The following is a 24,733-nucleotide window of genomic DNA, read 5'->3' on the forward strand; positions in this document are numbered from 1 at the left end:
TGAACTGTTTTACTAGGGTTTTGGGGCTTTTCTTTATTCTGTTGATTTTATAAAAGATGATTTGGATTGTAGTCAATACGTGCAACACCTTTGCATTGTAGTCTTATCATGTGGGTGTTGGCTTTTTTATTGATACCACCACCAAGGCAAAGACGTTGTTTTTAACTGCTTGCGATGCTGCAAATAGTGCGCATCATGCCGTTGTACTTCAACCCAAAATGCAGGACTATGATCAAAATGTCGTGTATGCGCCAACTCATGCACAGCAACATATCGCACAATTTGTTCAGGAAACAACACCAAGGCGCTATTGAGCATAATATGCTGTTGCGTACTGCAACTGCCCCAACGGGTTTTCGGTTGACGAATTGCGCACTGTTTAAATGGCAAAGCAATTTCATGACTGACTGTTTGCAAATATATCGGCAACATTTGTTTGGCATAAGCAATAACAAAGGCTTTTAAATATGCCGCAGGTTGGCGGTCACTAACCCATAGGCAATGCTGTTTTAAATCTAAAATAAAACTGTGTTTTTGTGTTTGATAATGAATATTTAAAGGCTCAGGCAAATTAAAAAGTGATAACTGATTTGGCAATTCACGCTGCACAAGTCCTTGCTGTGCTTGCTGTTTATGCCAAGTTTCAATCATCCACTGTTCAGATTGTTGCAAAAAATCCTGAATTTGTCGCTGAGTGCAATATTTCGGCACAGTTAAGCGAATTTGATTCGGCTCGACACGTAACCGTAAACGTGTTGCTTTTGCATGTGGTGTAATTTGAATTTCAGGTAAGTCGGATAATGTCATTGTTGTTCTTTTATTAAATCCTCCCCGACCCTCCTTTAATAAAGGAGGGAGAAAAGCCCCCTATTAAAAACAAGGGGCTTGGGAGACGAATTAAACCGCAGTACGTTCTTCAATGCCGTTATTGGTCGCTACAATTGCAATATCAGCTTTATTGATGGCAAAAATACCATTGGTCACAACACCCGGAATATCATTCAAGGTTTTTTCTAATTCCAACGCATTTAAAATATTTAAATTATAAATATCTAAAATCACGTTACCGTTATCAGTCACCACACCTTCACGGTAAGCAGGATCGCCACCTAAAGCCACAATTTTGCGTGCTACCGCAGAACGAGCCATTGGAATCACCTCAATTGGCAATGGAAACTCACGTCCTAATTGCTCTACCCATTTTGAATCATCGACAATACAGATAAACTTACGTGCAATAGAAGCCACAATTTTTTCACGGGTCAACGCTGCACCGCCGCCTTTAATCATGTGCATGTGACGGTCAATTTCATCTGCACCATCAACATAAGCATCTAAACTGCCCACAGAGTTCATATCGACCACTTCAATACCAAGTTTCTTTAAGCGCTCCGCAGTCGCTTCAGAACTTGCCACAGCTGCTTCTAATTGTAATTCAGGCAATAAATCAATCAGGAAATTCACTGTACTGCCTGTACCTACCCCCAAAATCCCGCCTTTAGGCAAATGTTTTAATGCTGCTTTGGCAGCCGCTTGCTTCTTTTCATCTTGGGTAGCATACAGACTCATGACTTCACTCAACTATTTTTGACATTTGTTGCCGATTTTACAGCGCAAATGTGCAGGGGTTTGTTACAATAACCCCCTATTTTAAACTGTTAGATGGAAGATTAACATGCTGTCTCGTTTGGTTCGACAAATTTTACAAGCAACGGTCTACGATGTTGCAATCGAAACCCCACTCGACGCAGCGCCACGAATTAGTGAAAAACTGAACAATAACATTCGCTTTAAACGTGAAGACTTACAACCTGTATTCTCTTTTAAATTGCGTGGTGCGTATAACCGTATTAGCCAATTACCCAAAGACCAACTTGAACGTGGTGTAATTACTGCCTCTGCAGGCAACCATGCGCAAGGTGTAGCATTGTCTGGGCAAAAACTGGGCATTCGCGCCATTATCGTTATGCCTAAAACCACGCCAGATATTAAAGTACAAGCGGTAAAACGCTTGGGTGGCGAAGTGGTATTACATGGTGACTCATTTGATGTTGCCAACAAATATGCAATTCAACGTGCCCAAGATGAAGGCATGACTTTTATTCCACCGTATGACGATGAATTGGTCATGGCAGGTCAAGGTACGATTGCCAATGAAATTTTGCGTCAATGGCGCGATGTCGAATATGTTTTCGTTGCTGTTGGTGGTGGCGGTTTAATTGCAGGTGTTGCAGCCTACTTGGGCGATGTCGCACCGCATGTCAAAGTCATTCCTGTAGAATATGATGAATCGGCTTGCTTAAAAGCGGCTTTTGAAGCCAATGAACGGGTTATTTTGCCGCAAGTGGGTTTATTTGCCGATGGTACTGCTGTCGCACAAATTGGTGAGAAACCGTTTGAAGTTTTACAACTACAAAAATCAGATCAATCAGGCCCAATTGTTGAGCGCGATGTAGTTTTGGTGAATACCGATGAAATCTGTGCGGCAATTAAAGACACCTTTGATGAAAACCGCAGCATTGTAGAACCTTCAGGTGCAATGGCTTTGGCAGGCATCAAAAAATATGTCGAGCAACACCAATTGCAAAATAAAAATATTGTGTCAATTGTCTGTGGCGCAAACATGAACTTTGACCGTTTACGCTATATTGCGGAACGTACTGAACTCGGTGAACATAAAGAAGCAATTTTTGCCGTGACCATTCCAGAAGAAAAAGGTGCGTTCCTTAACTTCTGCCGTGCGCTGCAAGGTCGTAATATCACCGAGTTTAACTACCGCGCCAGCGATGCCACTGCTGCACAAGTCTTTGTCGGCATCAGCTTAAAATCTGGTGAAAAAGAACGCCACGACATTTATGAGTTACTCAAAACCCAGTACGATGTTGATGATTTGTCGGATGATGAAGTAGCAAAACTACACATTCGTTATTTGGTCGGTGGTCATGCCGATATTGAAAATGAACGTCTATTCCGTGTGGAATTTCCAGAGCGTCCGGGTGCATTACTGACTTTCTTGGAGCGCTTAGGCCCAACCCATAACATCACCCTGTTCCATTACCGTAACCACGGTGCAGCGGAAGGTCGTGTATTGGTCGGTTTAGAAGCTTCGGATGCCAAACAGAACCCAGATGGTTTAATTGAAACTTTGGAAAAGATCACTTATCCATACCAAGAGATTACTAATAACTTGGGTTATCAGCGTTTCTTAAAATAACCGATCACACATCTCAATAAGTGCAAAAAACCGCTGATTTCAGCGGTTTTTTAGTCATATTGCTACAGTATAGAGCCCTAAAATATTTTAGAATATTGGAAGAATAATATAATTTTTCAGGATGATGCTATGACACAATTTGCTGTCATTGGTTTAGGTAGCTTTGGTGCAACTGTGGCGACACAATTGGTCAAACTCAACCATGATGTCATTGGGATTGATAGCAATAAAAAGTTTGTAGAAAACATTGCCGATCAAATTACCCATGCGGTGATTGCCGATGCAACCGATGAACACGTTTTGGAAGAACTGAATATTCAAAATTGTGATGCAGTGGTGGTCGCCATTGGTGAAGATATTGAAGCCAGTATTTTGTGTGTCTTAAATTTAAAGAATTTGGGTATTTCTAAAATTTACGTTAAAGCCAAAAGTAAAGCGCACACCATGATTTTGACCCACTTGGGCGTAAGTAAAATTATTCACCCTGAAGAAGATATGGGCGTTCGCATCGCGCAATCGCTGAGTTATCCGATGGTGAGTCGTTATATGAGCCTAAACGACAACCACTATATTGTAAAAGTAAAAATTAAAGACAACTTGCATGGCACGCGCATTCATAGTCTGATGTCACATGCACCCGAGGTTAAACTTTTACTGTTTAAACGTGCCGAAACGATTTTCTATACGCTTGAATCCAATTTAATGCTACAAACAGATGATATTTTGGTGGTTGAAGGACAACTTGAACCATTAAAACGCTTATCTAAACAATTTAAGTCAGAATGAAAAAAACAGCGAAACAACCAATCAAAACTGTCAATTTAAGCCCACCCAGTCTTTTGGCACTGGGCTTTTTAAGCTTTATTAGCATTGGCACAATCTTGCTGAAACTGCCCATTTCCCATCATGGCGAGATGAGTTGGATTAATGCCTTATTTACTGCTACATCTGCAGTGACGATCACTGGATTGTCTGTAGTGAATATTGGCGATGCTTATACCGTATTTGGGCAAATGGTCATTATGTTGTTGTTACAATGTGGTGGCTTAGGTTTTATGACTTTTGCGATTTTAGCGGTTTTAAGTTTGTCATCCAAAATTGGTTTAAAACAACAAATCATGGCGCAAGACACCATTGGGCAAACCAACCTGTCTAAAGTGTCGATGACCATTAAAAGCGTGTTGCTCTACTCATTGTTTTTTGAAGGGATTGGCACGGTTATTTTAACCTTGGCATGGATGCAGGATTATCCATTTAGCGATGCATTTTTCTATGCGGCTTTCTATAGTGTTTCAGCCTTTAACAATGGTGGATTTTCATTATTTCCCAATAGCTTAATGAGTTTTGCAGATCAATACCTGATTACCTTAACTATTAGTATGCTGTATATCATTGGCGGTATTGGTTTTGTGGTACTCATGGATATTAAACGTGCCAAACGCTGGAAAAAACTCTCACCCAATAGCAAGCTGATTTTATCGACCATTGCTGGTTTAAACTTTGTGGCCTTTCTGCTGATTTGGGCGATTGAAGCCAATAATCCACATACCCTTGCAGCCATGAGTATTGGCGATCAAGCCCTCAATGCATGGTTTCACGCTACCGTTCCTCGCTCATCAGGCTTTAATAGTCTAGATGTCGCAAGTATGCAAAATAGCTCGACCTTGCTCACCATGCTTCTGATGTTTATTGGTGGTGGTTCGCTCAGTACCGCAGGCGGTATTAAAGTTGGCACATTTATTATTGTCATTTTAAGTGTGATCAGTTTTTTAAGACGTTCAGATGAGGTGCGTGTGTTTAATCATGCTGTACCTGAACGTACCACCTTTAAAGCTTTGGCGGTGATCAGCATCACAGGTATGTTAATTTGCCTCGGTTTGTTTAGCTTACTTGCCCTTGAACCGAAACTGAATTTTTTAGACCTGTTGTTTGAGGCTGTATCTGCAGCGTGCACGGTGGGTTTATCCCGTGGTGTTACAGGTGAATTACAACCTGCCAGCTTAATTATTTTAATGTTGTTGATGTTTGCAGGTCGTTTAGGGCCGCTGACTTTGGCTTATTTAATCGCCACACCACAAAAAAGCCGACTTAAACATCCAACCGCAGATATTCAAGTTGGATAAAAGCTGGATACGATCCGACTTCAAAAACAAACGCCAATCTTCAAAATTGGCGTTTTATATTCAGCGAGCAATAATGAGAAATCAATCTTAATCTACTTAAAACCAATTCATTAAAGACACACCCAAACCAACATAGGTGGCGCGGTGGTTATAATCAATCAGGCTTTCACCATAACCATCAAACAATTGGAAATGACCGCGTAATTTTCCACTGATTGGGAAAACCCAGTCAAACTGTGCTGCACCGTGCGCGTCATCACCGCCTTTTAAGCTATGACGAAGCATCAAAGAAAAGTCATGCTCTTTCCAGCGATAAAATGCCAACATATCGCCACGCCCGATATAATTTTTAATTTCAGGGTTATTGTCATCGCTGCGGTCTTCTTCAATGCGATACCACGGACGTAACATCAAGGCAAAATTGTCTTTTTCAAAACCTAAATTAAAAATCACCCGATTCCAACTGCGTGATAATGGATCAGAACGACCATTGGATTGATGGTTCAACGTCACACCCAATAAACGACCATGCAGCCCCATAAGTGTATAGTTGGTGCGGAACATCAAACTGGCTTCAGGCTCATAATTGGTTTCACGAAATGGACGTGACTCATCACCATTATAAACCTGCCAACGTGATGACTGGGTATAACCTAGCCACACATCACCGTTATCACCCAACAGATTTTCTACCGCTTTGGTTTTTAAAGACAGCTGAAATTTGGTTTCCATTGAGGTCAGGTTTTGCTCCTTACCCACGGGAACGGTATTTTGCTCATTCAAGCTTTGTGGACGTTCATTTTTATCGGACGTCCAAAAAGTAGGCATCAAATACACAGGTTGATAAGCACGTAAATTCCATGTGCCTAATTTGCTATCGGGTGAAAGCTCCCAGCGCTTATCCAGTAAAGATACATTCGGATCAAGCTTTGGTACATCAAATGAAAATAAATTGCTTACGCTTACTGCAATTTTTTCTGTCACCGTTTCGGGTTCAGGCGCTAGTGCCTGAGCAGCTTGACGTTCGCTAATCAGCGCTGTTTTTTCTGCTTCAGGAATTTTAAACAGAGCATCGTAACACACCAAACGATCAGCATTTGACTCTAAAGCCACACAGGCTTCAGGTGTTGCAGGTGCAACTAAGCTAGCTGGGTCTTGTGCATAGGTTTTCGCCACAAACACAGTGCTGAGTGCGGCAACACTCAGCGACAGTCCTGTGCGTTCAAACAGTTTGAACGCGCTCATAAATCCCCCTAAGTTTTCGTTGTTATTTCACGTATCAGTTCACTTGTTTAATTTCAAAACCAAGTTCGAGCAATGCTTCACGTTTTGACACAGGTGCGACTACGGCTTTAGATGCTTGCTGCTGACGCAAATATTGCTCCGCAACACGTTTTAAATCGTCTAAAGTCACCGCCAATAAACGCTCACGTAATACTGTGCGGAATGAGGGTGTACGCGCGTGCAATAATGCATAACATGCAGTAATCGCTTCACCTGCAGGCGAACCTGGTTTATCCATACTAGCAATTAAACCTAAAATCGCTTCTTCTAGTTGATGCGGCAATTGCTCTGCATTAAATAACCAATCAATACTCGCTTCAAAGTCTGCGAAAGTTTCTGCCAAGCGTGGATCACGATAACTGTAAAAACGGAATGAACATGCATTGCCATCGTAGCTTGCACCGCCACCGTAAGCACCGCCTTTTTCACGGATTGCGCTGTGTAAGAAACCATTGCGCAAATATGCAGCCAATACCATCAAAGGTGCAGCATCAGGATGCGACACTTCCACCGCAGGATACGCAGCCGCACAGAATTGCACATTGGCTTGAATCAACCATGCCTGATCTTGCGTTGAATGATCTACAGGAACTTGAGTTAAAGCAGCAGGATTTTCTGCAACAATAAGTTTATCCCAAACTTCTTGAACTTCTTCGACCAAACGGTCAGATTGATGTTCTTCACATACTAACAAAAATTGCTTAGGTGCTTGCAGTAATTTATGGTGAATCAATTGCAATTCAGCAATCAATTTCTCGTATTCCGCTGCATCTTTTTCAATTTTAGCAACCAAGTCTGCCAACCAATTTAATGCGCCCAAACCTGTGTTGTTGTAATCACGCTGCGCCAAAGCACTGTGATGACGCCCTGCAATTTGCATGGCATAACTGTGCCCCGAACCCGACAAACGTGACTGCCAACGGGTTTTTCGTTGTTGTAACAGCTCAATAATGCGGTCTTTTTCATCAAAACGTAATTGCTCAAATGCTAATTTCAGCAAGCGGATGGCTTCAAGATTATTCACCAAAGACTTAGTGGTTAATGTGAGCCATGCACTGATCTGATTTTTGTCATCGACTTTAGAACGTAAAGATGCACCCATGCCCAAACCACCGCTAACTGCGGTTTGTAGCTGTTGCAATTCTAAATAGCCGTATTCACCTGCACCCACTTCGCCCATTAAAATGGACAGCAAATTAAAGTATGGCGATTGTACAATTTCATCTGGAATTTGAATCAACACTTGCTGATAGTAAATTCCATTGGTTCCTGCATGATATAAATTTAAAGGATAATCAATGCGGTTACTGATAATTTCACGCAACTCACCCTGCACAATATGCAAGGCTGCAGGCACATCTTCCAAACCAACTTTTGGCAATAAGTTCAAATCATCGGGCGTATCTTGACGGACTTTTAAAGCTTCCGTTTGCGCGACGATTTCTGCTTTTTGCTCATCTGTGAGTTGTGCGCCTATCTCAGCCAGACGTGCTTTTTCAAGTGCAGCATCTTTGGCCGATTTTTCTGCATCTGGAACCAAAGTCATTTGAACACGGTGCGGGTTATCAATTAAATGCGTCTGAATTAGCCGTGATAACCACATTGGATCTTTAAGTTCTTCTTTGACTTGCTCAATCGCAGTATCTACATCCCACACCTGAATTGGGTCATTGTGGTGAATTGCACTGCTTAAACCATTTAAAATCAAGCTCAATCCGTATGGCATACCATCGCCATTAATTTCACGCTGATGCAATTCAATTTGATGCAAAATTGCATCGACCAATGCCGTATCCACAGGCTGTGCAGCCACGTCTTGTAAAACTTTTAAAACGCCCGCCTGAAATTCTGCTGCATGTTCAGGGTTAGAACCTTGCACACCACAGAAGAAGGTCATTTCAAAGTTGGAATCATCCACGCCCGTCAATGGCCCTGTAGATTGTGCATGCGCCCAAGTTTCCAAATAATGACGCAGTGGTGATGCAGAATTTTCAAGTAAAACACCTTCAACCAAACGCATACCTAAGCGTAATTTAATATCGCTTGCTTCAGGCAATAACCACGCCAAAACATGATAAGTTTTATCTTTCAGTTCTTCTGCATCGACTGCATAACTTTCAGTCACTGCCACTGGCGCAGCTAAACGACGCTCAGGCTTCGAATACAACGTTTCGCCCTGTTCAAATTTCGCCAAAGCCAACTGTTCAAACTGTTCTTGTAAATCGTATGCAGGCGTATTGCCAAAAGTCATAAATACCGCATTACTTGGGTGATAATGTGACTTATAAAAATCTACCAATTCTTGATAGGTTAAATCTGGAATATCTTTCGGGTCGCCACCTGAATTGTAGTGGTAAGTTGTTTCAGGGAATAAATGATAAGCCAATTGGTGATAAAGCTGATCGGATGGCGAACTCATCGCACCTTTCATTTCATTAAATACCACGCCTTTATAAACAGGCTCGCCATTTTCCAGCTCAATACGAATACCTTCCTGAGCAAAATCGAGAGGATTTAAATTGGCTGCAAAAGCCGCATCCATATACACCGCAAGCAGGTTTTGGAAATCTTTTTTGTTTTGTGTTGCAAATGGATAAGCTGTCCAATCTGCCGCGGTAAATGCGTTCATAAAAGTATTCAATGAACGACGAATCATTAAAAAGAACGGGTCACGGACAGGGAATTTTTCAGAACCACACAACGCAGTATGTTCTAAAATATGTGCCTCACCTTTGGAGTCCATCGGCTGAGTGCGAAATGCGACTAAAAATACATTTTCATCATGTTCTGTCGCTAAGTGATAATGCACCGCACCTGTAACTTTATGTTTATATTCAGACACTAAAATGTCTAAGGCTTCAACATGGTGTTGACGTACCAACTGAAACGCAGGATGTACAGTCTGGGAAATGGTTTCAGTGACATCTACAGTCATGTGATCTCCTAAAAATAAGCAAATAAAAAACTAAAGCCATTATAGCTTTAGTTCTTTAGATAATTCACGTTGAAAACCCGACTAAATTGATTGAAATTTGCAAAGTATCAACAAAATGCTGCGCTGCACTGGCTGTAGCATGAGCAAAACTAGATCAGGTATTTAAAATAACTATAGTTTGGATGATTTTCGACATACACATAATTCTGTTTTTGATAAAAATGCGCTGCCAATTTGGTATCAGTGTTTAAACACAACGCCGAAAAATTAGCACGTGCTTTTTTCTCTAAATGTTGCAAGAGCTGTTTACCTACGCCATGTTTACGATAATTTGGCAAAACATAAAAACGACGTACACGTCCAATACGACTTTCAATATCTTGCTCATTCCATTGCTGGTTTAAGCCACCACATGCAACCAATTGATCACCATCGTAAACAAACAATAAAAACTCACCAGGCTGATTAAAGCGGTTTTTACCACTTTCCCATTCTTCAATTAAACGATGGACAAAATCAAAGCCTTCTTGAGCAGCATGTTTGGCCAAAGTCTGAATTTGCGTTGGTAACTCTTGTGCTTCTTTAATTTCGATGTTCATCTAACCTTCCTGATAACTCTGCTAAACCCCTATTTTTCATCAATAACATTCATTCAGCTGAATTTTATTCATGAAACTACAGCAATCCTGAGCATTGGTGTAAACTTAGCGTTTTTAATTTTGACTGTGATTTAAAGACATGGCAACTGTTGACCTTTTTGCAATTGGTAATGCATTAATTGACCAAGAATTTCAAGTCTCGGATGACTTTCTCATTCAACATAGCTTGCAAAAAGGTACTATGCAATTAACCGATGGTGAAACACAAGCAAATTTATACAACAACTTAATTAAAACACAAAGACATAAAGGCCAAGCTTCGGGTGGTTCTGCCGCAAATACCACCGTTGCATTTAGTGCTTTAGGTGGTCAAGCCTTCTATGCCTGCCGTGTTGGTAACGATGAATTGGGTGATATTTACCTCAAAGGCTTAAATGAAGCAGGTATTCACACCACAACCAAATCGGTCAGTGAAGGCGTTACAGGGACTTGTATGGTACTTGTGAGTGATGACTCTGAACGTACCATGCACACTTACTTGGGCATTACCGCAGAACTTTCTGCTACACAAATTGATTTTGAGCCACTTAAAACAGCAAAATGGCTTTATATCGAAGGTTATTTATCTACTAGTGATACTGCACGTGCTGCGGTAAAACAAGCGCGTGAAATTGCCAAAGCCAATCAGGTTAAAATTGCACTGACTTTATCTGATCCTGCCATGGTGCAATATGCGCGTGAAGGTTTGGATGAGTTACTAGATGATGGTGTGGATTTGATCTTCTGTAACCAGCAAGAAGCCATGATGTACACAGGAACGGAAACGGCTGAAGCGGCATTAGAACAACTAAAACAAAAAAGCAAATACATTGTCATTACATTGAGCGCACAAGGTGCCCTAATTTATGATGGCAACAACGCTTTTTCTGTACCAGGTCGTCAAGTCACTGCTGTTGATGCCAACGGTGCGGGTGATGCCTTTGCAGGTTCATTCCTGTATGCACTCAATGCAGGCTTAGGTTTCCAAACTGCAGCTCAACTTGCCATTCTGATTTCAAGTGAAGTGGTTTCTCAATTCGGCCCTCGTCTTGCGGTAGAAGATTACGCTAAACTTTTGCATAGCATTCAAAAGGAATCTGCATAATGAATAAAATTTGTATGATGGAAGACATTCCTGAGCGTGAAGCACGTGCCTACGAAACGCCAAATGGTGACACAATTTTTATCACCCAACGTGATGGCATGTATTACGCTTACCAAAACGTCTGCCCACACCTACAAGTGGAATTAGAATTTTTAGAAAACCAGTTCTTAGACCGCGACCAAGAATATATCGAATGCTCAACGCATGGTGCATTGTTTATGGTTGAAACAGGTGAATGTATTTCTGGCCCTTGTTTAGGTCAATCACTTGAAAAAGTCGAGATCAGCGTTCATTCAGATGGTGGGATTTACTTGATCAACGACTAACTTTTTTGCAACTTTCAGAAAGAAGCGAAAAGTTCCAAATCTTAGCTCTATACAAAACTAGATCATTTATCTATGCTCTCTAAGCAGAGCTAGATCAATGATCTGTGTCTAAATAGCATCACCTATAAATATTTCAACACGTGAGTTTAGCGCATGCATGAGTTTTTATCTGATTTGAACTTAATGCCCTTTCACCTCAGCCTAGTTGTTTTATTGCTACTCAGCACTGTCGAAACGATTGGTTATTACTTTAATTTTCGTCCAAGTCAGTTGCTCAAACGTGCATTTTCACAACGAATTACAGAATCGCCACTTTTAGATGTTAAATTTTCTAAAGTACTGATTTTTGTTTTTTTACTGATGAATTTCAGTGTTGCAGGATATTTTTTACAGTTTTTGATTTACTCACAACAACAACATTTCGTTCCTGCTTATTACATTATTATTCCAGCGTTTATTATTGCCATCTTTTTTACAGTCTTCATGATTCACTGTTTAGACCAAGTGATTAAGCCCAAATATAGCGTGCGCCAAGTCGATTTACTCGGACGTTTAGCCACAATTTCCAGTGGTAATGCCCGTCCTGGTTTTTCTGCACAAGCACGTGTACGTGATGAGTTTGGGCAACTGCATTATGTGCAGGTTGAACCTGAATTTGGTGAGCTTGAATTTCAAGCTCAAATTATTATTGTGCGCAAAAAAAGATCTCACTATCTTGCCAAAAAAATTTCGGCATCAAATAACCTATTTAGCAATCAATAAGTTATTTTTTAAGATTTAAAACCAATCTTGCTGACCTAAGAAAGTTAAAATTTTTCACTCAAACTCAACACAATCTGTTTGTTTATAAACGATACATTTCATGTGATCTGAACAATATTTACACAAAATCATTATGAAAAAATGCTGTTTACCCTAGACTAAGCCAAAGACAAAGCACCACTACATTGTAGGGAAATAAAAAAATATGCGGAATCGTCATTAAACTTTAACAAAAGAATGAGAATAATTATTAGCTGATAATATCTCTAATTTATTGCTATTTTTAGATTGATTTTTATTCATAGCAATTTAGTCTGATTTGCTTTTTAAAATATAAGTATTTTAGTCAGATTTTGAATTATTAATTACAAGTGTTTCTGTCAAGTTTAAAAAATATTACTTTCCTCCATTTATTCTCTGCAACACCCAAAAACAAACTATTGATTTATAATAAGTTAACAATATATTTGCATTTTAACTGTGCCAGCTATTTTTTTTTGTATGTTTTTGTTTAATAATATAAAACACAGTTTAAAAAATAGGCTTATAAAAGTGAGCTTAGTTCCTAAAGATTTAAATAGAAAAGTAGTTCGTGAACTCACGATCATTTTAATAATTAAGGTCGTGCTGTTAATGGTCATCAAAAATATTTGGTTTGATGCCCCAACTATTCCTCAAAATTTTGATTCACAAGTTGCTGAGCGTATTGCTGGCAGTCCTTCCTCAATCAAGGAGACACGTTGATGATTTCTGAAAGCGTGGTCGATCTCTCGCGGTTCCAATTCGCAATGACCGCGATGTATCACTTTATTTTTGTTCCACTGACTTTAGGTCTGGCTTTTATTCTTGCCATTATGGAAACCACGTATGTGATTTCTGGTAAAGAAATTTATAAAGACATGACCAAATTCTGGGGAAAACTCTTCGGTATTAACTTTGCTTTAGGGGTAACCACAGGTTTAACCATGGAGTTCCAGTTTGGTACAAACTGGGCATATTACTCACACTACGTGGGTGATATCTTTGGTGCACCACTTGCAATTGAAGGTTTAATGGCCTTCTTCTTAGAATCGACCTTCATTGGTTTATTCTTCTTTGGATGGGATCGCCTCTCCAAAGTGCAGCACTTATGTGTAACGTGGCTGGTTGCGCTTGGCTCTAATATGTCCGCACTCTGGATTTTAGTGGCCAACGGCTGGATGCAAAACCCAGTGGGTTCTACCTTTAACTACGAAACCATGCGTATGGAATTGGTTGACTTCGGGGCTTTAATTTTTAACCCTGTTGCGCAAGTTAAGTTCGTACACACTGTTTCTGCAGGTTATGTAACCGGTGCTATTTTCGTTTTAGCAATTTCAAGTTATTACTTATTGAAAAAGCAAGACTTACCATTTGCGCGTCGTTCATTCGCAATTGCAGCAATTTTCGGTTTAGCTTCTACTTTATCTGTAATTCTACTTGGTGATGAATCAGGTTATGAATTAGGTGATGTTCAAAAAACCAAACTCGCAGCAATTGAAGCAGAATGGGATACTCACCCTGCTCCTGCAGCGTTCACTTTATTTGGTATTCCAAACGAAGAAACGCAAACAACAGATTACGCAGTTAAAATTCCTTATGTCATGGGGATTATTGCAACCCGATCTATCACCGAAGAAGTGTCTGGTATTAAAGACCTGATCGCAAACCACGAAGTTCGTATTCGTAACGGTATGGTTGCTTATCAACAACTTGAGCAATTACGTGCGGGCGACCAATCTCCTGAACTTAAAGCTGCATTTGAGCAAACCCAAGTTGACTTAGGTTATGGTTTATTGTTGAAAAAATACACGCCAAACGTAGTAGATGCGACTGACGAACAAATTAAAATGGCTGCTGCGGATACTATTCCACACGTACCAAGTTTGTTCTGGGCATTCCGTGCCATGGTAGCTTCTGGTTTCTTAATGCTGTTGTTATTCGCACTTGCAACTTTTGCAGTGGCTAAACGCAACGCAGAAAGCAAACCTTGGTTATTAAAATTTGCGTTATTCTCATTACCATTACCTTGGATTGCTGCGCAAACAGGTTGGTATGTTGCAGAAGTTGGCCGTCAACCATGGACAATTGGTGAAGTACTTCCTACACACCTTTCTGCATCTTCACTCAGCACAGGTGACGTATGGGGCTCAATCATTGCATTGGCTGCGTTCTACACCGTATTGCTGATTATTGAAATGTACTTGATGATCAAATTCTCACGTCTAGGCCCAAGCTCGCTTCATACTGGTAAATACCACTTCGAGAAACTTGAAGCTGCGAAAAAAGCCAATGAGGAGGCTTAAGCATGATCGAATATGAATTACTCAAAATCATTTGGTGGGTGCTAGTTGGTGTACTACTAATTGGCTTTGCCCTTACCGATGGCTTCGACATGGGCTCAATGGCAATCATGCCATTTGTAGGTAAAAATGACGAAGAACGCCGCGCTGCAATCAACACGATTGCACCGCACTGGGATGGTAACCAAGTTTGGTTCATTACTGCTGGTGGTGCGTTATTTGCAGCATGGCCTATGGTATATGCAACTGCATTCTCAGGCATGTACTGGGCACTACTCTTAGTTCTGTTTGCCCTATTCCTGCGCCCAGTTGGTTTTGACTACCGCTCAAAACTTGAAAACACCAAATGGCGTACATCTTGGGACTGGGGTTTGGCTGTAGGTGGTGCAGTTCCTGCATTAGTGTTCGGTGTTGCGTTTGGTAATATGTTCCTTGGCGTACCATTTACCCTAGACGAAACTGTACGTTCAACATATACAGGCAGCTTCTTTGCATTATTAAACCCATTCGCTTTAGTGTGTGGTTTAGTCAGCTTGTCTATGCTTTGCGCGCATGGTGGTGCATGGTTAATGCTGCGTACCGATGGTGACTTACGTGCACGCTCTGCAAAAGCAACGCAAATCATGGGCATTGTGTTCCTTGTGTGTTTCTTGGGTGCAGGCGCATGGCTATACTTCGGTGGTATCGAAGGTTATACCCTAGTCACTCCATACGACACGAACGGCGTAGCAAACCCATTGGCTAAAGAAGTTTTAACCAATGCAAACCCAGGTTGGATGAACAACTACTCAGCGTACCCTATTACCATGATTGCACCAATTATGGGCATCTTGGGCGGTATTTTGATTATTCTTGCAGCAGGTAAAAACAAAGCTGGTTTAAGTTTCACAGGTTCATCTTTAGCGGTGATCGGTGCGATTTTAACTGCAGGTTTTGCATTGTTCCCATTCTTAATGCCATCAAGCCTCAACCCAGTTGCAAGCTTGACCATGTGGGATGCGGTATCAAGTAAAAACACATTAACTGTAATGACTGTTGCAGCATGTATCTTCGTACCAATTATTTTGCTATACACCACTTGGTGTTACTACAAAATGTGGGGCGTTATCACCAACAAGCACATTAAAGAGAATTCACACAGCCTTTACTAAGGCTGTGTCTAAGGAGAATAAATTATGTGGTACTTTGCATGGATTCTCGGTATTCTGATGGCATGCTTTGCAGGTGTCTTGAGTGCCCTGTATATTGAATCTCATCAAGACCTTGACGAGGAATAATTAGATGACAGACACTGCAGTGAACGCTGAAACAACAGTTCAAAAACCGAACAAGATTGCGATGGTTATTTCATGTTTATTGGCATTCCCACTCGCAGCTGTACTGCTTCTTCATCCAGCAGCAATGCTGGATGCCAACGGTGAATATAGCCACCGTGCCATGATGTTTATTATGATTGGTATTTCAGGTGGCTTTGTACACGGTGTTGGTTTTATTCCACGCTTTTGGTTTTGGAAATGGTTATTTAGCCCATTTGTGGCTTGGCCATTGATGATTTGGGGTTATTACACTTGGTTTCTTTAATGAGGTGTAAATAAGTTTCTTAAAAAGAGCGCGATATGCGCTCTTTTTTATTGGCCTAATTTTAGGAGCCGCAGATCATTCCTTGCATCTTCATTATAAAAAACAGCGTACAAAATTTTGAAACGCACAATCTAAAAGATGAACTAAGCTCAAAATTCAGGTATTAAAAAGCCAAACGCTGGGGTTTGGCTTCTTTCTCAACAATATTTTTATAACTATCGATGACAATACGTCTTGCTTAAAGCATATTGTTATTTTGGCTGAATGGGTGCAAACGGTGCAACAACATCGGCATTTTGCGCACGATGACGCATGAAATGATCCATCAACACAATCGCAAGCATAGCTTCTGCAATTGGCGTTGCACGCACACCTACGCAAGGATCATGGCGTCCTTTGGTCAGTACGTCTGTATCTTCACGGTTTAAATTAATGGTTTTGCCTGGCGTGGTAATACTGGCTGTTGGTTTTAAAGCAATCGCAACACGAATATCTTGACCACTAGAAATACCGCCTAAAATACCGCCTGCATGGTTCGCCAAAAAGCCGTCAGTGGTCAGTTCATCACGGGTTTCATGCCCAAACTGCGCTGCCACTGCAAAACCATCTCCAATTTCAACGCCTTTCACAGCATTGATAGACATCATGGCATGGGCAATATCGGCATCTAAACGATCAAAAACAGGTTCCCCCCAACCCACAGGAACTTTTTCAGCCACAATTTCCAGTTTTGCACCACAGCTTGTACCCTGTTCACGCAAAGACGTTACCAAAGCTTCAAAACGTGGTACAGCATCGGCATCGCCACAGAAAAATGGATTGTTTGGTACTTCGTTCCAATCTAGCTTTTCAGCTTTTTCTGTACCAATTTGAGTGACGTGACCACGAATCACAATTCCAAATTTTTCGAACAGGTATTTTTTTGCAATTGCACCTGCTGCAACGCGCATTGCTGTTTCACGTGCGCTTGAACGTCCACCACCACGATAATCGCGGAAACCATACTTTTGCGTATAGGTATAATCTGCATGCCCAGGGCGGAAAGTCTGTGCAATATTACCGTAGTCTTTCGATTTTTGGTCAGTATTACGAATCAGTAAACCAATTGAAGTTCCAGTGGTTTTACCTTCAAAGACACCTGAAATAATTTCAACTTCATCGGGTTCTTTACGCTGTGTCGCAAACTTAGACGTACCCGGTTTACGGCGATCCAAATCTTTTTGTAAATCTTCTGCAGACAGTTCAATCCCCGGTGGCACGCCATCGACAATCGCCATCAGACCTACGCCATGAGATTCACCACAAGTCGTTACACGGAAAAGTTGCCCTATACTATTACCTGCCACGTCCAACGACTCCTTATGCTTGAACAGATTGAATAAATAAATCGCGATATTGACGGCATTGTGCTGCAGTCAATGCAAAAATACCTGAACCACCTTTTTGGAATTTTAACCAGTGCAAATCAACCGTGTTGAAATTCTGTTTCATCGCCCATTCAGAATTACCTACTTCAATCACAATCAGACCATCTTCAGTTAAGTAATCTGCCGCCTGCGCCAACATTTTACGGACTAAATCTAAGCCGTCTTGCCCTGCTGCCAATGCCAATTCTGGCTCATGATGGAATTCTTCAGGTAAATCTGCCATATCTTCCGCATCAACATACGGCGGGTTAGATACGATTAAATCATACTGATTTTCGGCTGGGATTTTGGCGAATAAATCAGACTCAAGCAACGCCACTTGGTATTGTTTGTTGTGATGTTCACAGTTAATTTGTGCGACTTCCAAAGCATCTTTTGAAATGTCAGTTGCATCGACTTCAGCATCTGGAAAAGCATAAGCCAAAGCAATCGCAATACAACCTGAACCCGTGCACATATCCAAAATACGTTGAGGGGTTTTAGGCGCAGCATTGGCTGGTAAATTGTTATCTGCTTCGCGCATTTGACCTTCTTCATCTAGGCAATATGGCGCAAAACGATTTTCAATTAGCTCGGCAATAGGTGAACGTGGAATTAGAACACGCTCATCGACATAAAATGGTTTTCCGAAGAAATACGCCAAGTTTAATAAGTAAGAAGTTGGTACTTTTTCATTGATACGACGTTCGAGCAAGCTTAAAAATTCAGCTGCTTCGCTCGGCAATAATTTTGCATCTAAAATTTCAGCGTCTGCATTCCAGTCTAAAGACAAAGTTTGTAACACCAATGCAGAACTTTCTGCAAAATAATCTTCTGTACCTTGACCTAAATGTGCATCGTATTGACGTAGTGCTGTAACCCCAAAGCGAATAAAATCACGAATGGTTGATAGGTTTTCAGCAGCTTCCTGCAAATGTTCAGGGCTAATTGTCGGTCGATCCACTTAAGGCGCTCCAAGGTCAAATTTTAAAACGCCTTATGATACCTTGTTTTGCTCGGTTTTATAATGTTTAAGCAGTTTCCAAGTAATTTATTTACTATGGTTTTACTTATTTGATTCCCACAAACTGACCTTGATAATAATCAGCGCGCTCTGCTGTTTGCAGCAAAACACATTGTGCACGTTGTAATGCGGCAAAATCGCTTTGAGTCGATAAATAACAGCGTTGTTTTACACGGTTTTCCCAAAGTTGATGCTGTTGTTGAATATTACTGGCATTGCCTGCGCTGCGTTTTACATAGGCTTTATAGTGTTTTTTGAGTCGTTTGGTTTGTGCTTTTTGCTCAGTTTTAATACATTTTTGCGATTGGGAAATTTTGCCATAACTATTGTTCATACATTGCGTATAGCCTTGTGAAACGCCATTCGCCCAAACTTGAGCTGTACCCAAAGTCAGCATCCCCAATAGTGTAAATATCCAAACTTTCATATTTTCCCCTGAGCGCAGTCTGTTTTTAAAGCGCGGTAAATTTTCAATATTTTATAATTTTACAAAACCCAAATTGCTGCATTGATGCTACAAGATTCAGGTTAAAAAGCATATAGTCAATCCCCTGCTTTTTATGATTCAGTCTATGATAAATGCACAACAATCATTGAAAAATGTGACAATATCCCAATAATTGAATTACTCATTTTATAGATGAAACTTTCAGCCTTATGAGCTACAAACACAATAATTTGATGGCCATGCGCCAAAGCTATTGGAACGACAACCACTCCGAAGCAGTCTTGATTGAAAAACAATTTTTTCAGCAAATTTTGATTGAAAACGGCATTTTTGAAAATTCGTCATTAGATGATGCCAAATATCTATTTTTTAGTTTGCCCAGCGTGATTATTGTTAAGGGATATGCGCATGGTTTTTTACACGATTCTGTAAAATTGATGATTCTCAAATTTATCCAAGACAACAAAGCGCAATTGATGAAAAAAGCCGAAACCAAAGTGCAATATCGGATGTAAAAGTACTTTTAAGCCGTTTTTCATACTTTTTTCACGAGGAAACTCGTCGTTCAGCAAGTTGAACTTTTTTAATACGTTAAGACGCGCTAATATCCGTTACAATCTAATTTTCCTGCGTATTGCTGATTTAAGGATTGATTTTAATGTCAGATCAGAACGATAAGCTTAAACAACTCAAGACTTCCTCTATGGATCGACGCTTATCCATCGCAAAGGCATCTTTACTTGCAGGAACACGATGGGCAGCCTCGAATGCCACCTCTATGTTTTCAAGCGAAGAAGAAAAAGAACGTAAACGAAAAAAAGCCATGAAAGAACAAGCCGATTACTTGGTGGCTGAAATTGGCAAACTCAAAGGCTCTATCGTGAAGATTGGGCAAATGATGGCGCTGTACGGCGAACATTTTTTACCTGAAGAAATTACGCAAGCACTCAACACGCTGAATAACCAGACTGTCGCATTGGCATGGCCTGCGATTAAACAGCAATTACAGGCACAGTTAGGTGCCAAACTTGATGATCTCACCATTGATCATGAGCCATTAGGTACAGCCTCTTTGGCTCAAGTTCACCGCGCGACCCGCAAGTCGGATGGTTTGGAGTTGGTATTAAAAATCCAATATCCAGGCGTAGCAGATGCGATTGACTCAGACATGAGCCTATTTAGAAATATGCTCAAATTGACACGCATGGTGCCGCAAACCCGTGAATTTGATCAGTGGTTTGATGAAGTGCGTGAAATGATGCATCGTGAAGTCAACTATCAAATTGAAGCGGAAACGACACGTCGTTTTGCTGCCCGTTTAAAAGATGATCCGCGCTACATTGTGCCGCAAATTGTGGATGAATACTGTAGCGACCAAGTGCTGTGTATGACCTTTGAACGTGGCGTACCGATTAACAGCCCTGTCATGCTCTCATTACCTCAAGAACGCCGTAACCAATTAGGCGAAGCCTCTTTAGAAATTGCTGTGCGTGAAGTATTTGAATGGGGCGAAATGCAGACTGACCCGAACTTTGGCAACTACTTAGTTCGCTTAGGTAATGGTGAAGATATTCACGATAAAATTGTACTGCTCGACTTTGGTGCTATTCGTCAATTTGATCAACACTTGCTGACTGTGGCGCGTAATTTGATCAAGGCGGGTTATTACCACGACCCACAAATGATGGTGAATGCCATGACGGGTTATGAGTTTTTTGACAGCATCCCTGAAAGCATTAAACCTGACATGGCAAAAGTGTTTCTATTGGCAACCGAAGCCTTTAGTCACTTAGACAATAACCGCGATTTACCTGCAGGCGTGATGGATGAACAATCGCGCTATGACTGGAAAAAAAGTCAGCTGCATAGCCGTGTCATGCAACAAGCATCTAAATCGATGGCTTCGCGTTACTTTAGTGTGCCGCCTAAAGAATTTATGTTTATTAGCCGTAAATTTATTGGTGCCTACACCTTTATGACCGTGATTGATGCGAAAACCAATGTCCGCAAAATGATTCAAAAGTTTATTTAAGTCCCAACTTTTATTTCTTTGATCAAAGCTGTTATATAGACCTAAATGATTGTTGCCCACTCGATGCAATTGTCATTTAGGTCAATTTATTTTAAAAGCGTAGATTTCTATAAAATTAATAATCTATAAAAATCCACATATTAGTCCAGTTATAAGAAAATTTTTACCGTTTATCTTTGACAATTCTGCATGTCAGCAATGACATAGTTTTTTTATAGTCTGCATGTCAGCATAAAAAACAAGCATTCTCTGTGTAGGACAACACAATCATGAGTCAAATGATAAACAAAGCCCAAGGATTCGGCTTAGCGCTACTCACTAAAATGGCATCGAGTGATCTGCTCGATCAATTCAAATTACGCAAATGGGTTGAACAATCTCTATATCACTCAGCCAAAGCAGGTTTTAAAACCTTTGAAACCACTCAAAAAAATTTTAAAAGCACACAAAAATTACCGCAACAACGACTGACACGTCAATCCAAAGATTTATTTGATTTGTCATTGAGTGAAGAACAGCAAATGCTGGTCGATGCCATGCAGCAATTTGCTACAGAAGTGATCTATCCATTGGCACATCAGGCAGATCATGATGCGAAATTCCCACAAGTATTATGGCAATACAGCACAGATTTAGGTTTGAACACCTATGCTCTGCCCGAAGCTTTAGGCGGTGTTGCCACTGAACAAAATATTGTCAGCCATATTTTAATTGCCGAACAATTGGCACGTGGCGACTTTGGCTTAACCGCAGGATTACTTTCCACATTTGGCGTAATGAATGCCATAACTCGCTGGGGTTCAGAACAGGTTCAAAATCAGTATTTATCTGCGTTTTCCGAAACAGACGCGAACCATCCAACGCCACTTCAAGCCACTTTTGCGATTCAGGAAAATACTGCTGCGTTTAATCCGTATCAGCTAAAAACCAAAGCGACTTTGCAAAATGGACAGTACCTAATTACAGGTGAAAAAACGCTGGTGATTTTGGCCGAAACAGCAGATTTATTTTTGGTTAGTGCAGAGCTAAATGGTCAAGCCGATGTGTTCATTGTGCAACGTGATGCTTCTATTCAATTTAAAGCAGCGCCTGCAATGGGCTTAAAAGCCTGCGAAACGGCGACTTTAAAGTTTAATCAAACCCCTGCGGAGCGTTTAGGCACAGATGATTTCGATTACAGCGCATTTTTAGATTTAGGCAATCTCATGTGGTGCGCCATGGCAGTTGGTTGCTGTGAAGCAGTGAAAAGTTATTGTATTCGCTATGCCAATGAGCGCACTGCATTTGGCGAACCAATTTCACATCGTCAAAGTGTGGCTTTTATGATTGCAGATATGGCCATTGAAATTGAAGCCATGCGCATGCTGTTGCTGAATGCAGCGAGTCTTGCCGAATCGGGTAAAAACTTTCATCGAGAAGCATATTTAGCACGTCTGCTCTGTGCAGAAAAATCTATGCAAATTGCCACCAATGGCGTGCAAATTTTAGGTGGTCATGGCTTTACCAAAGAACATCCTGTAGAGCGTTGGTATCGTGATTTACGTGCGACTGCAATTATGCATTCAGGCTTGCATGCTTAATCTCACACCATCAATAAACGATAGCCAGCTAGAAAAATAAGGAATACATCCATGAATTTACAAAATCCAAAAAAATTCAAAATGTTGGTCGATCAGGCACATGAAGTTGCTTTAAATGTATTACGTCCCATTTCAAGGAAATATGATAAAGCCGAACACGCCTACCCGAAAGAATTAGACATGCTTGCCGCCTTAGTTGATGGTATGAACCAAGCGGGCGATGGCATGAATGCAGGTGCAGCAGTCAACAAACGTGGTGACACATCTACAGGTAACAAAAATGGCGTAAATATGTCTACCGCACTGAGTATTGTCGAAATGTGTTATGGCGATACAGGTTTATTACTCAGTATGCCACGCCAAGGTTTAGGTAATTCTGCGATTGCTGCGGTGGCCAATGAAGAACAATTACAACGCTTTAATGGTGTTTGGGCAGCCATGGCAATTACCGAACCCAACTGTGGTTCTGACTCTGCGGCTATTCGTACCACTGCCACCAAAGTAGACAATGAATATATTTTAAATGGTGAAAAGATTTTTGTGACCTCTGGTGACCGCGCCGATGCCGTTGTTGTGTGGGCAACCTTAGACAAAAAACTGGGACGTGCTGCGATCAAATCCTTTGTTGTGACTAAGGGCACACCTGGCATGACCGTGGAACGCTTAGAATATAAATTAGGGATTAAAGCCTCGGACACAGCAACAATTCGATTTGAAAATTGCCGTGTTCCTGCGAGCAACCTTTTAGGCAATGCAGAAATTGATGTTACCAAAGGGTTTGCAGGTGTGATGGAAACCTTTGATAACACTCGCCCTTTGGTGGCAGCTATGGCCGTTGGTTGTGCCAAAGCCGCTTTAGAGCGGATTAAGGAAATTTTTAAAGACCAATTAGATGCAAATTATGCCACGCCCTATTTACAGTGTTCACATATCGCAGCACAGACTTATCGGATGGAAGCAGAATGGGAAGCCGCACGTTTATTGATGCTCAAAGCAGCATGGATGGCAGACAATAAACAGCCTAACTCACGCGAAGCTTCTATTTCCAAAGCCAAAGCTGGTCGCGTGTGTAATGAAATCACGCTCAGGTGTGTCGAGTTAGCTGCATCGGTGGGTTATAACGAAGATGAGTTATTGGAAAAATGGGCACGTGATTCGAAAATTTTAGATATTTTTGAAGGTACGCAACAGATTCAGCTATTGATTATTGCCCGTCGTGAATTAGGTAAAAGTTCGAGTGAGCTCAAGTGATTTTATGATTTAAGGCATATAGTAAAGTAAGATAAAAGACAGATTTTCATAGAAATATTGCTATAAATTTCTGTCTTTTTCGATATAAATTAATCTTCAGGTGAAAAAATTGCGATATATCTTGCTAAAACCTCATCCAAAACATCTGCGTGCGAGGATTCTAAAAACCGCGCGTGTCTAGCTTCAAAATCTAAAGCTCTAGATTGATCACAACGCACAATACCTGTAGTTTTCCCACCAATAAGCTCTACAGCGAAACCCATATTTCGTGCAAAGTTTCCACCAGAAGTAATAGGCAAAACAATCGGCATTTTAGTAATAAGATTAAATGACTTAGGTGAAATAACAAATACAGGTCGCTTACCTTGTTGTTCATGTCCAAGTGTTGGATCTAATGAAATCAAATAAATATCGCCTTGATTCATTAGATTTCTTCTCGCCCAACTGCTTTTACATCATGCCACGCATCTTGCTCTAATGCTAAAGCTTGATGCTCTTGCAGCAAGTCAGCCAATTTATAAGATGGCTTCGCTTTAGGTTCGACCACTAACTTACCATTCACAATGCTCAGAGAAACCTCCTTTCCCGCATCTAAACCTAAACTTTTTAATAATGTAGGCGGTACGGCAAGCATGACCGAACCACCTACTTTTCTCAAGTTTGTATGAATCATACCCACCTCAATATTATATAAATATATAAC

25 protein-coding genes are annotated in these 24,733 nt (G+C 40.8%); 15 read left to right on the top strand and 10 right to left on the bottom strand.

Going from position 1 to position 24,733, the window contains the following annotated elements; all coding sequences use genetic code 11:
* Positions 1–126 precede the first annotated feature (126 nt).
* Together FTU39_RS03215 and rpiA are read right to left on the bottom strand one after the other, a co-directional pair.
* Positions 127–807 carry a M48 family metallopeptidase gene (locus FTU39_RS03215; RefSeq protein WP_179988618.1) on the bottom strand — a complete coding sequence of 227 codons (681 nt, stop codon included), beginning with the start codon at positions 805–807 and terminating at the stop codon, positions 127–129.
* 90 nt (positions 808–897) lie between these two features.
* Positions 898–1,569 (bottom strand): ribose-5-phosphate isomerase RpiA, encoded by a 672-nt coding sequence (gene rpiA, locus FTU39_RS03220; protein ID WP_004973429.1) that lies wholly within the window; start codon positions 1,567–1,569, stop codon positions 898–900.
* 106 nt (positions 1,570–1,675) lie between these two features.
* Between rpiA and ilvA the strand changes: the two genes are divergently transcribed.
* The 3 genes from ilvA to FTU39_RS03235 all read left to right on the top strand — a co-directional run bounded on the left by ilvA (position 1,676) and on the right by FTU39_RS03235 (position 5,337).
* Positions 1,676–3,214 carry a threonine ammonia-lyase, biosynthetic gene (ilvA, locus tag FTU39_RS03225; protein ID WP_019837302.1) on the top strand — a complete coding sequence of 513 codons (1,539 nt, stop codon included), beginning with the start codon at positions 1,676–1,678 and terminating at the stop codon, positions 3,212–3,214.
* A 129-nt stretch (positions 3,215–3,343) separates the two neighbouring features.
* A complete protein-coding gene (locus FTU39_RS03230; RefSeq protein ID WP_096901585.1) occupies positions 3,344–4,000 on the top strand; it encodes a TrkA family potassium uptake protein in 657 nt (218 codons plus the stop codon).
* Positions 3,997–5,337 (top strand): TrkH family potassium uptake protein, encoded by a 1,341-nt coding sequence (locus FTU39_RS03235; RefSeq protein WP_004973423.1) that lies wholly within the window; start codon positions 3,997–3,999, stop codon positions 5,335–5,337. The genes FTU39_RS03230 and FTU39_RS03235 overlap by 4 nt, the downstream gene beginning before the upstream one ends.
* Before the next feature lie 96 nt (positions 5,338–5,433).
* Here FTU39_RS03235 and FTU39_RS03240 read toward each other — a convergent pair whose 3' ends face one another.
* The 3 genes from FTU39_RS03240 to FTU39_RS03250 form a co-directional block, all read right to left on the bottom strand.
* Positions 5,434–6,582 carry a phospholipase A gene (locus FTU39_RS03240; RefSeq protein ID WP_180051720.1) on the bottom strand — a complete coding sequence of 383 codons (1,149 nt, stop codon included), beginning with the start codon at positions 6,580–6,582 and terminating at the stop codon, positions 5,434–5,436.
* Positions 6,583–6,616: 34 nt separating this feature from the next.
* Entirely contained in the window at positions 6,617–9,556 is a 2,940-nt protein-coding gene (locus FTU39_RS03245; RefSeq protein ID WP_179988620.1) for an insulinase family protein, read from the bottom strand.
* A 149-nt stretch (positions 9,557–9,705) separates the two neighbouring features.
* A complete protein-coding gene (locus tag FTU39_RS03250; RefSeq protein WP_180051721.1) occupies positions 9,706–10,155 on the bottom strand; it encodes a GNAT family N-acetyltransferase in 450 nt (149 codons plus the stop codon).
* Positions 10,156–10,294: 139 nt separating this feature from the next.
* Between FTU39_RS03250 and FTU39_RS03255 the strand changes: the two genes are divergently transcribed.
* The 8 genes from FTU39_RS03255 (at position 10,295) to FTU39_RS03290 (ending at position 16,289) form a co-directional block, all read left to right on the top strand.
* The gene (locus FTU39_RS03255; RefSeq protein ID WP_004973415.1) at positions 10,295–11,299 is read left to right on the top strand and encodes an adenosine kinase; all 1,005 of its coding nucleotides are present in this window, start codon (positions 10,295–10,297) and stop codon (positions 11,297–11,299) included.
* A gap of 14 nt (positions 11,300–11,313) precedes the next feature.
* Entirely contained in the window at positions 11,314–11,625 is a 312-nt protein-coding gene (locus tag FTU39_RS03260; RefSeq protein ID WP_179988655.1) for a Rieske 2Fe-2S domain-containing protein, read from the top strand.
* Between the two features lie 153 nt (positions 11,626–11,778).
* Positions 11,779–12,387: an OB-fold-containig protein gene (locus FTU39_RS03265; protein WP_096900848.1), complete on the top strand. Its 609-nt coding sequence runs from the start codon at positions 11,779–11,781 to the stop codon at positions 12,385–12,387.
* Between the two features lie 552 nt (positions 12,388–12,939).
* Positions 12,940–13,131 (top strand): cytochrome oxidase putative small subunit CydP, encoded by a 192-nt coding sequence (cydP, locus tag FTU39_RS03270; protein WP_070155611.1) that lies wholly within the window; start codon positions 12,940–12,942, stop codon positions 13,129–13,131.
* Positions 13,131–14,711 carry a cytochrome ubiquinol oxidase subunit I gene (locus FTU39_RS03275; RefSeq protein WP_180051722.1) on the top strand — a complete coding sequence of 527 codons (1,581 nt, stop codon included), beginning with the start codon at positions 13,131–13,133 and terminating at the stop codon, positions 14,709–14,711. Before cydP ends, FTU39_RS03275 begins: the two co-directional genes overlap by 1 nt.
* A gap of 2 nt (positions 14,712–14,713) precedes the next feature.
* Positions 14,714–15,859, top strand: a complete 1,146-nt coding sequence (gene cydB, locus FTU39_RS03280) for a cytochrome d ubiquinol oxidase subunit II (RefSeq protein WP_004973405.1) — start codon at positions 14,714–14,716, stop codon at positions 15,857–15,859.
* A gap of 24 nt (positions 15,860–15,883) precedes the next feature.
* Positions 15,884–15,985 (top strand): cytochrome bd-I oxidase subunit CydX, encoded by a 102-nt coding sequence (gene cydX, locus FTU39_RS03285; protein ID WP_004860610.1) that lies wholly within the window; start codon positions 15,884–15,886, stop codon positions 15,983–15,985.
* A 4-nt stretch (positions 15,986–15,989) separates the two neighbouring features.
* Entirely contained in the window at positions 15,990–16,289 is a 300-nt protein-coding gene (locus tag FTU39_RS03290; RefSeq protein ID WP_004973403.1) for a cyd operon YbgE family protein, read from the top strand.
* A gap of 251 nt (positions 16,290–16,540) precedes the next feature.
* On the opposite strand, the gene aroC is transcribed toward FTU39_RS03290, so the two are convergent.
* The 3 genes from aroC to FTU39_RS03305 form a co-directional block, all read right to left on the bottom strand.
* Positions 16,541–17,635 carry a chorismate synthase gene (gene aroC, locus FTU39_RS03295; protein WP_180051723.1) on the bottom strand — a complete coding sequence of 365 codons (1,095 nt, stop codon included), beginning with the start codon at positions 17,633–17,635 and terminating at the stop codon, positions 16,541–16,543.
* 13 nt (positions 17,636–17,648) lie between these two features.
* Positions 17,649–18,659, bottom strand: a complete 1,011-nt coding sequence (gene prmB / locus FTU39_RS03300) for a 50S ribosomal protein L3 N(5)-glutamine methyltransferase (RefSeq protein WP_004973398.1) — start codon at positions 18,657–18,659, stop codon at positions 17,649–17,651.
* Between the two features lie 106 nt (positions 18,660–18,765).
* Positions 18,766–19,146 carry a DUF1311 domain-containing protein gene (locus tag FTU39_RS03305; RefSeq protein WP_004973395.1) on the bottom strand — a complete coding sequence of 127 codons (381 nt, stop codon included), beginning with the start codon at positions 19,144–19,146 and terminating at the stop codon, positions 18,766–18,768.
* A 230-nt stretch (positions 19,147–19,376) separates the two neighbouring features.
* On the opposite strand from FTU39_RS03305, the gene FTU39_RS03310 reads away from it, so the two are divergent.
* From FTU39_RS03310 to FTU39_RS03325, 4 genes are all read left to right on the top strand, one after another.
* Positions 19,377–19,682: a hypothetical protein gene (locus tag FTU39_RS03310; RefSeq protein WP_154320717.1), complete on the top strand. Its 306-nt coding sequence runs from the start codon at positions 19,377–19,379 to the stop codon at positions 19,680–19,682.
* A 143-nt stretch (positions 19,683–19,825) separates the two neighbouring features.
* Entirely contained in the window at positions 19,826–21,199 is a 1,374-nt protein-coding gene (locus FTU39_RS03315; RefSeq protein ID WP_004973390.1) for an AarF/ABC1/UbiB kinase family protein, read from the top strand.
* Between the two features lie 269 nt (positions 21,200–21,468).
* A complete protein-coding gene (locus tag FTU39_RS03320) occupies positions 21,469–22,779 on the top strand; it encodes an acyl-CoA dehydrogenase family protein (protein WP_004973388.1) in 1,311 nt (436 codons plus the stop codon).
* 51 nt (positions 22,780–22,830) lie between these two features.
* Positions 22,831–24,030: an acyl-CoA dehydrogenase family protein gene (locus tag FTU39_RS03325; protein WP_180051724.1), complete on the top strand. Its 1,200-nt coding sequence runs from the start codon at positions 22,831–22,833 to the stop codon at positions 24,028–24,030.
* 89 nt (positions 24,031–24,119) lie between these two features.
* Here FTU39_RS03325 and FTU39_RS03330 read toward each other — a convergent pair whose 3' ends face one another.
* A complete protein-coding gene (locus FTU39_RS03330; protein ID WP_096900853.1) occupies positions 24,120–24,455 on the bottom strand; it encodes a type II toxin-antitoxin system PemK/MazF family toxin in 336 nt (111 codons plus the stop codon).
* Positions 24,455–24,703, bottom strand: coding sequence for an AbrB/MazE/SpoVT family DNA-binding domain-containing protein (locus FTU39_RS03335; protein WP_004973383.1), 249 nt, complete (start codon positions 24,701–24,703; stop codon positions 24,455–24,457). Before FTU39_RS03335 ends, FTU39_RS03330 begins: the two co-directional genes overlap by 1 nt.
* Positions 24,704–24,733 lie beyond the last annotated feature (30 nt).

The sequence above is a fragment of the Acinetobacter sp. YH12099 genome, assembly GCF_013419195.1.
Lineage (GTDB): Bacteria > Pseudomonadota > Gammaproteobacteria > Pseudomonadales > Moraxellaceae > Acinetobacter > Acinetobacter towneri.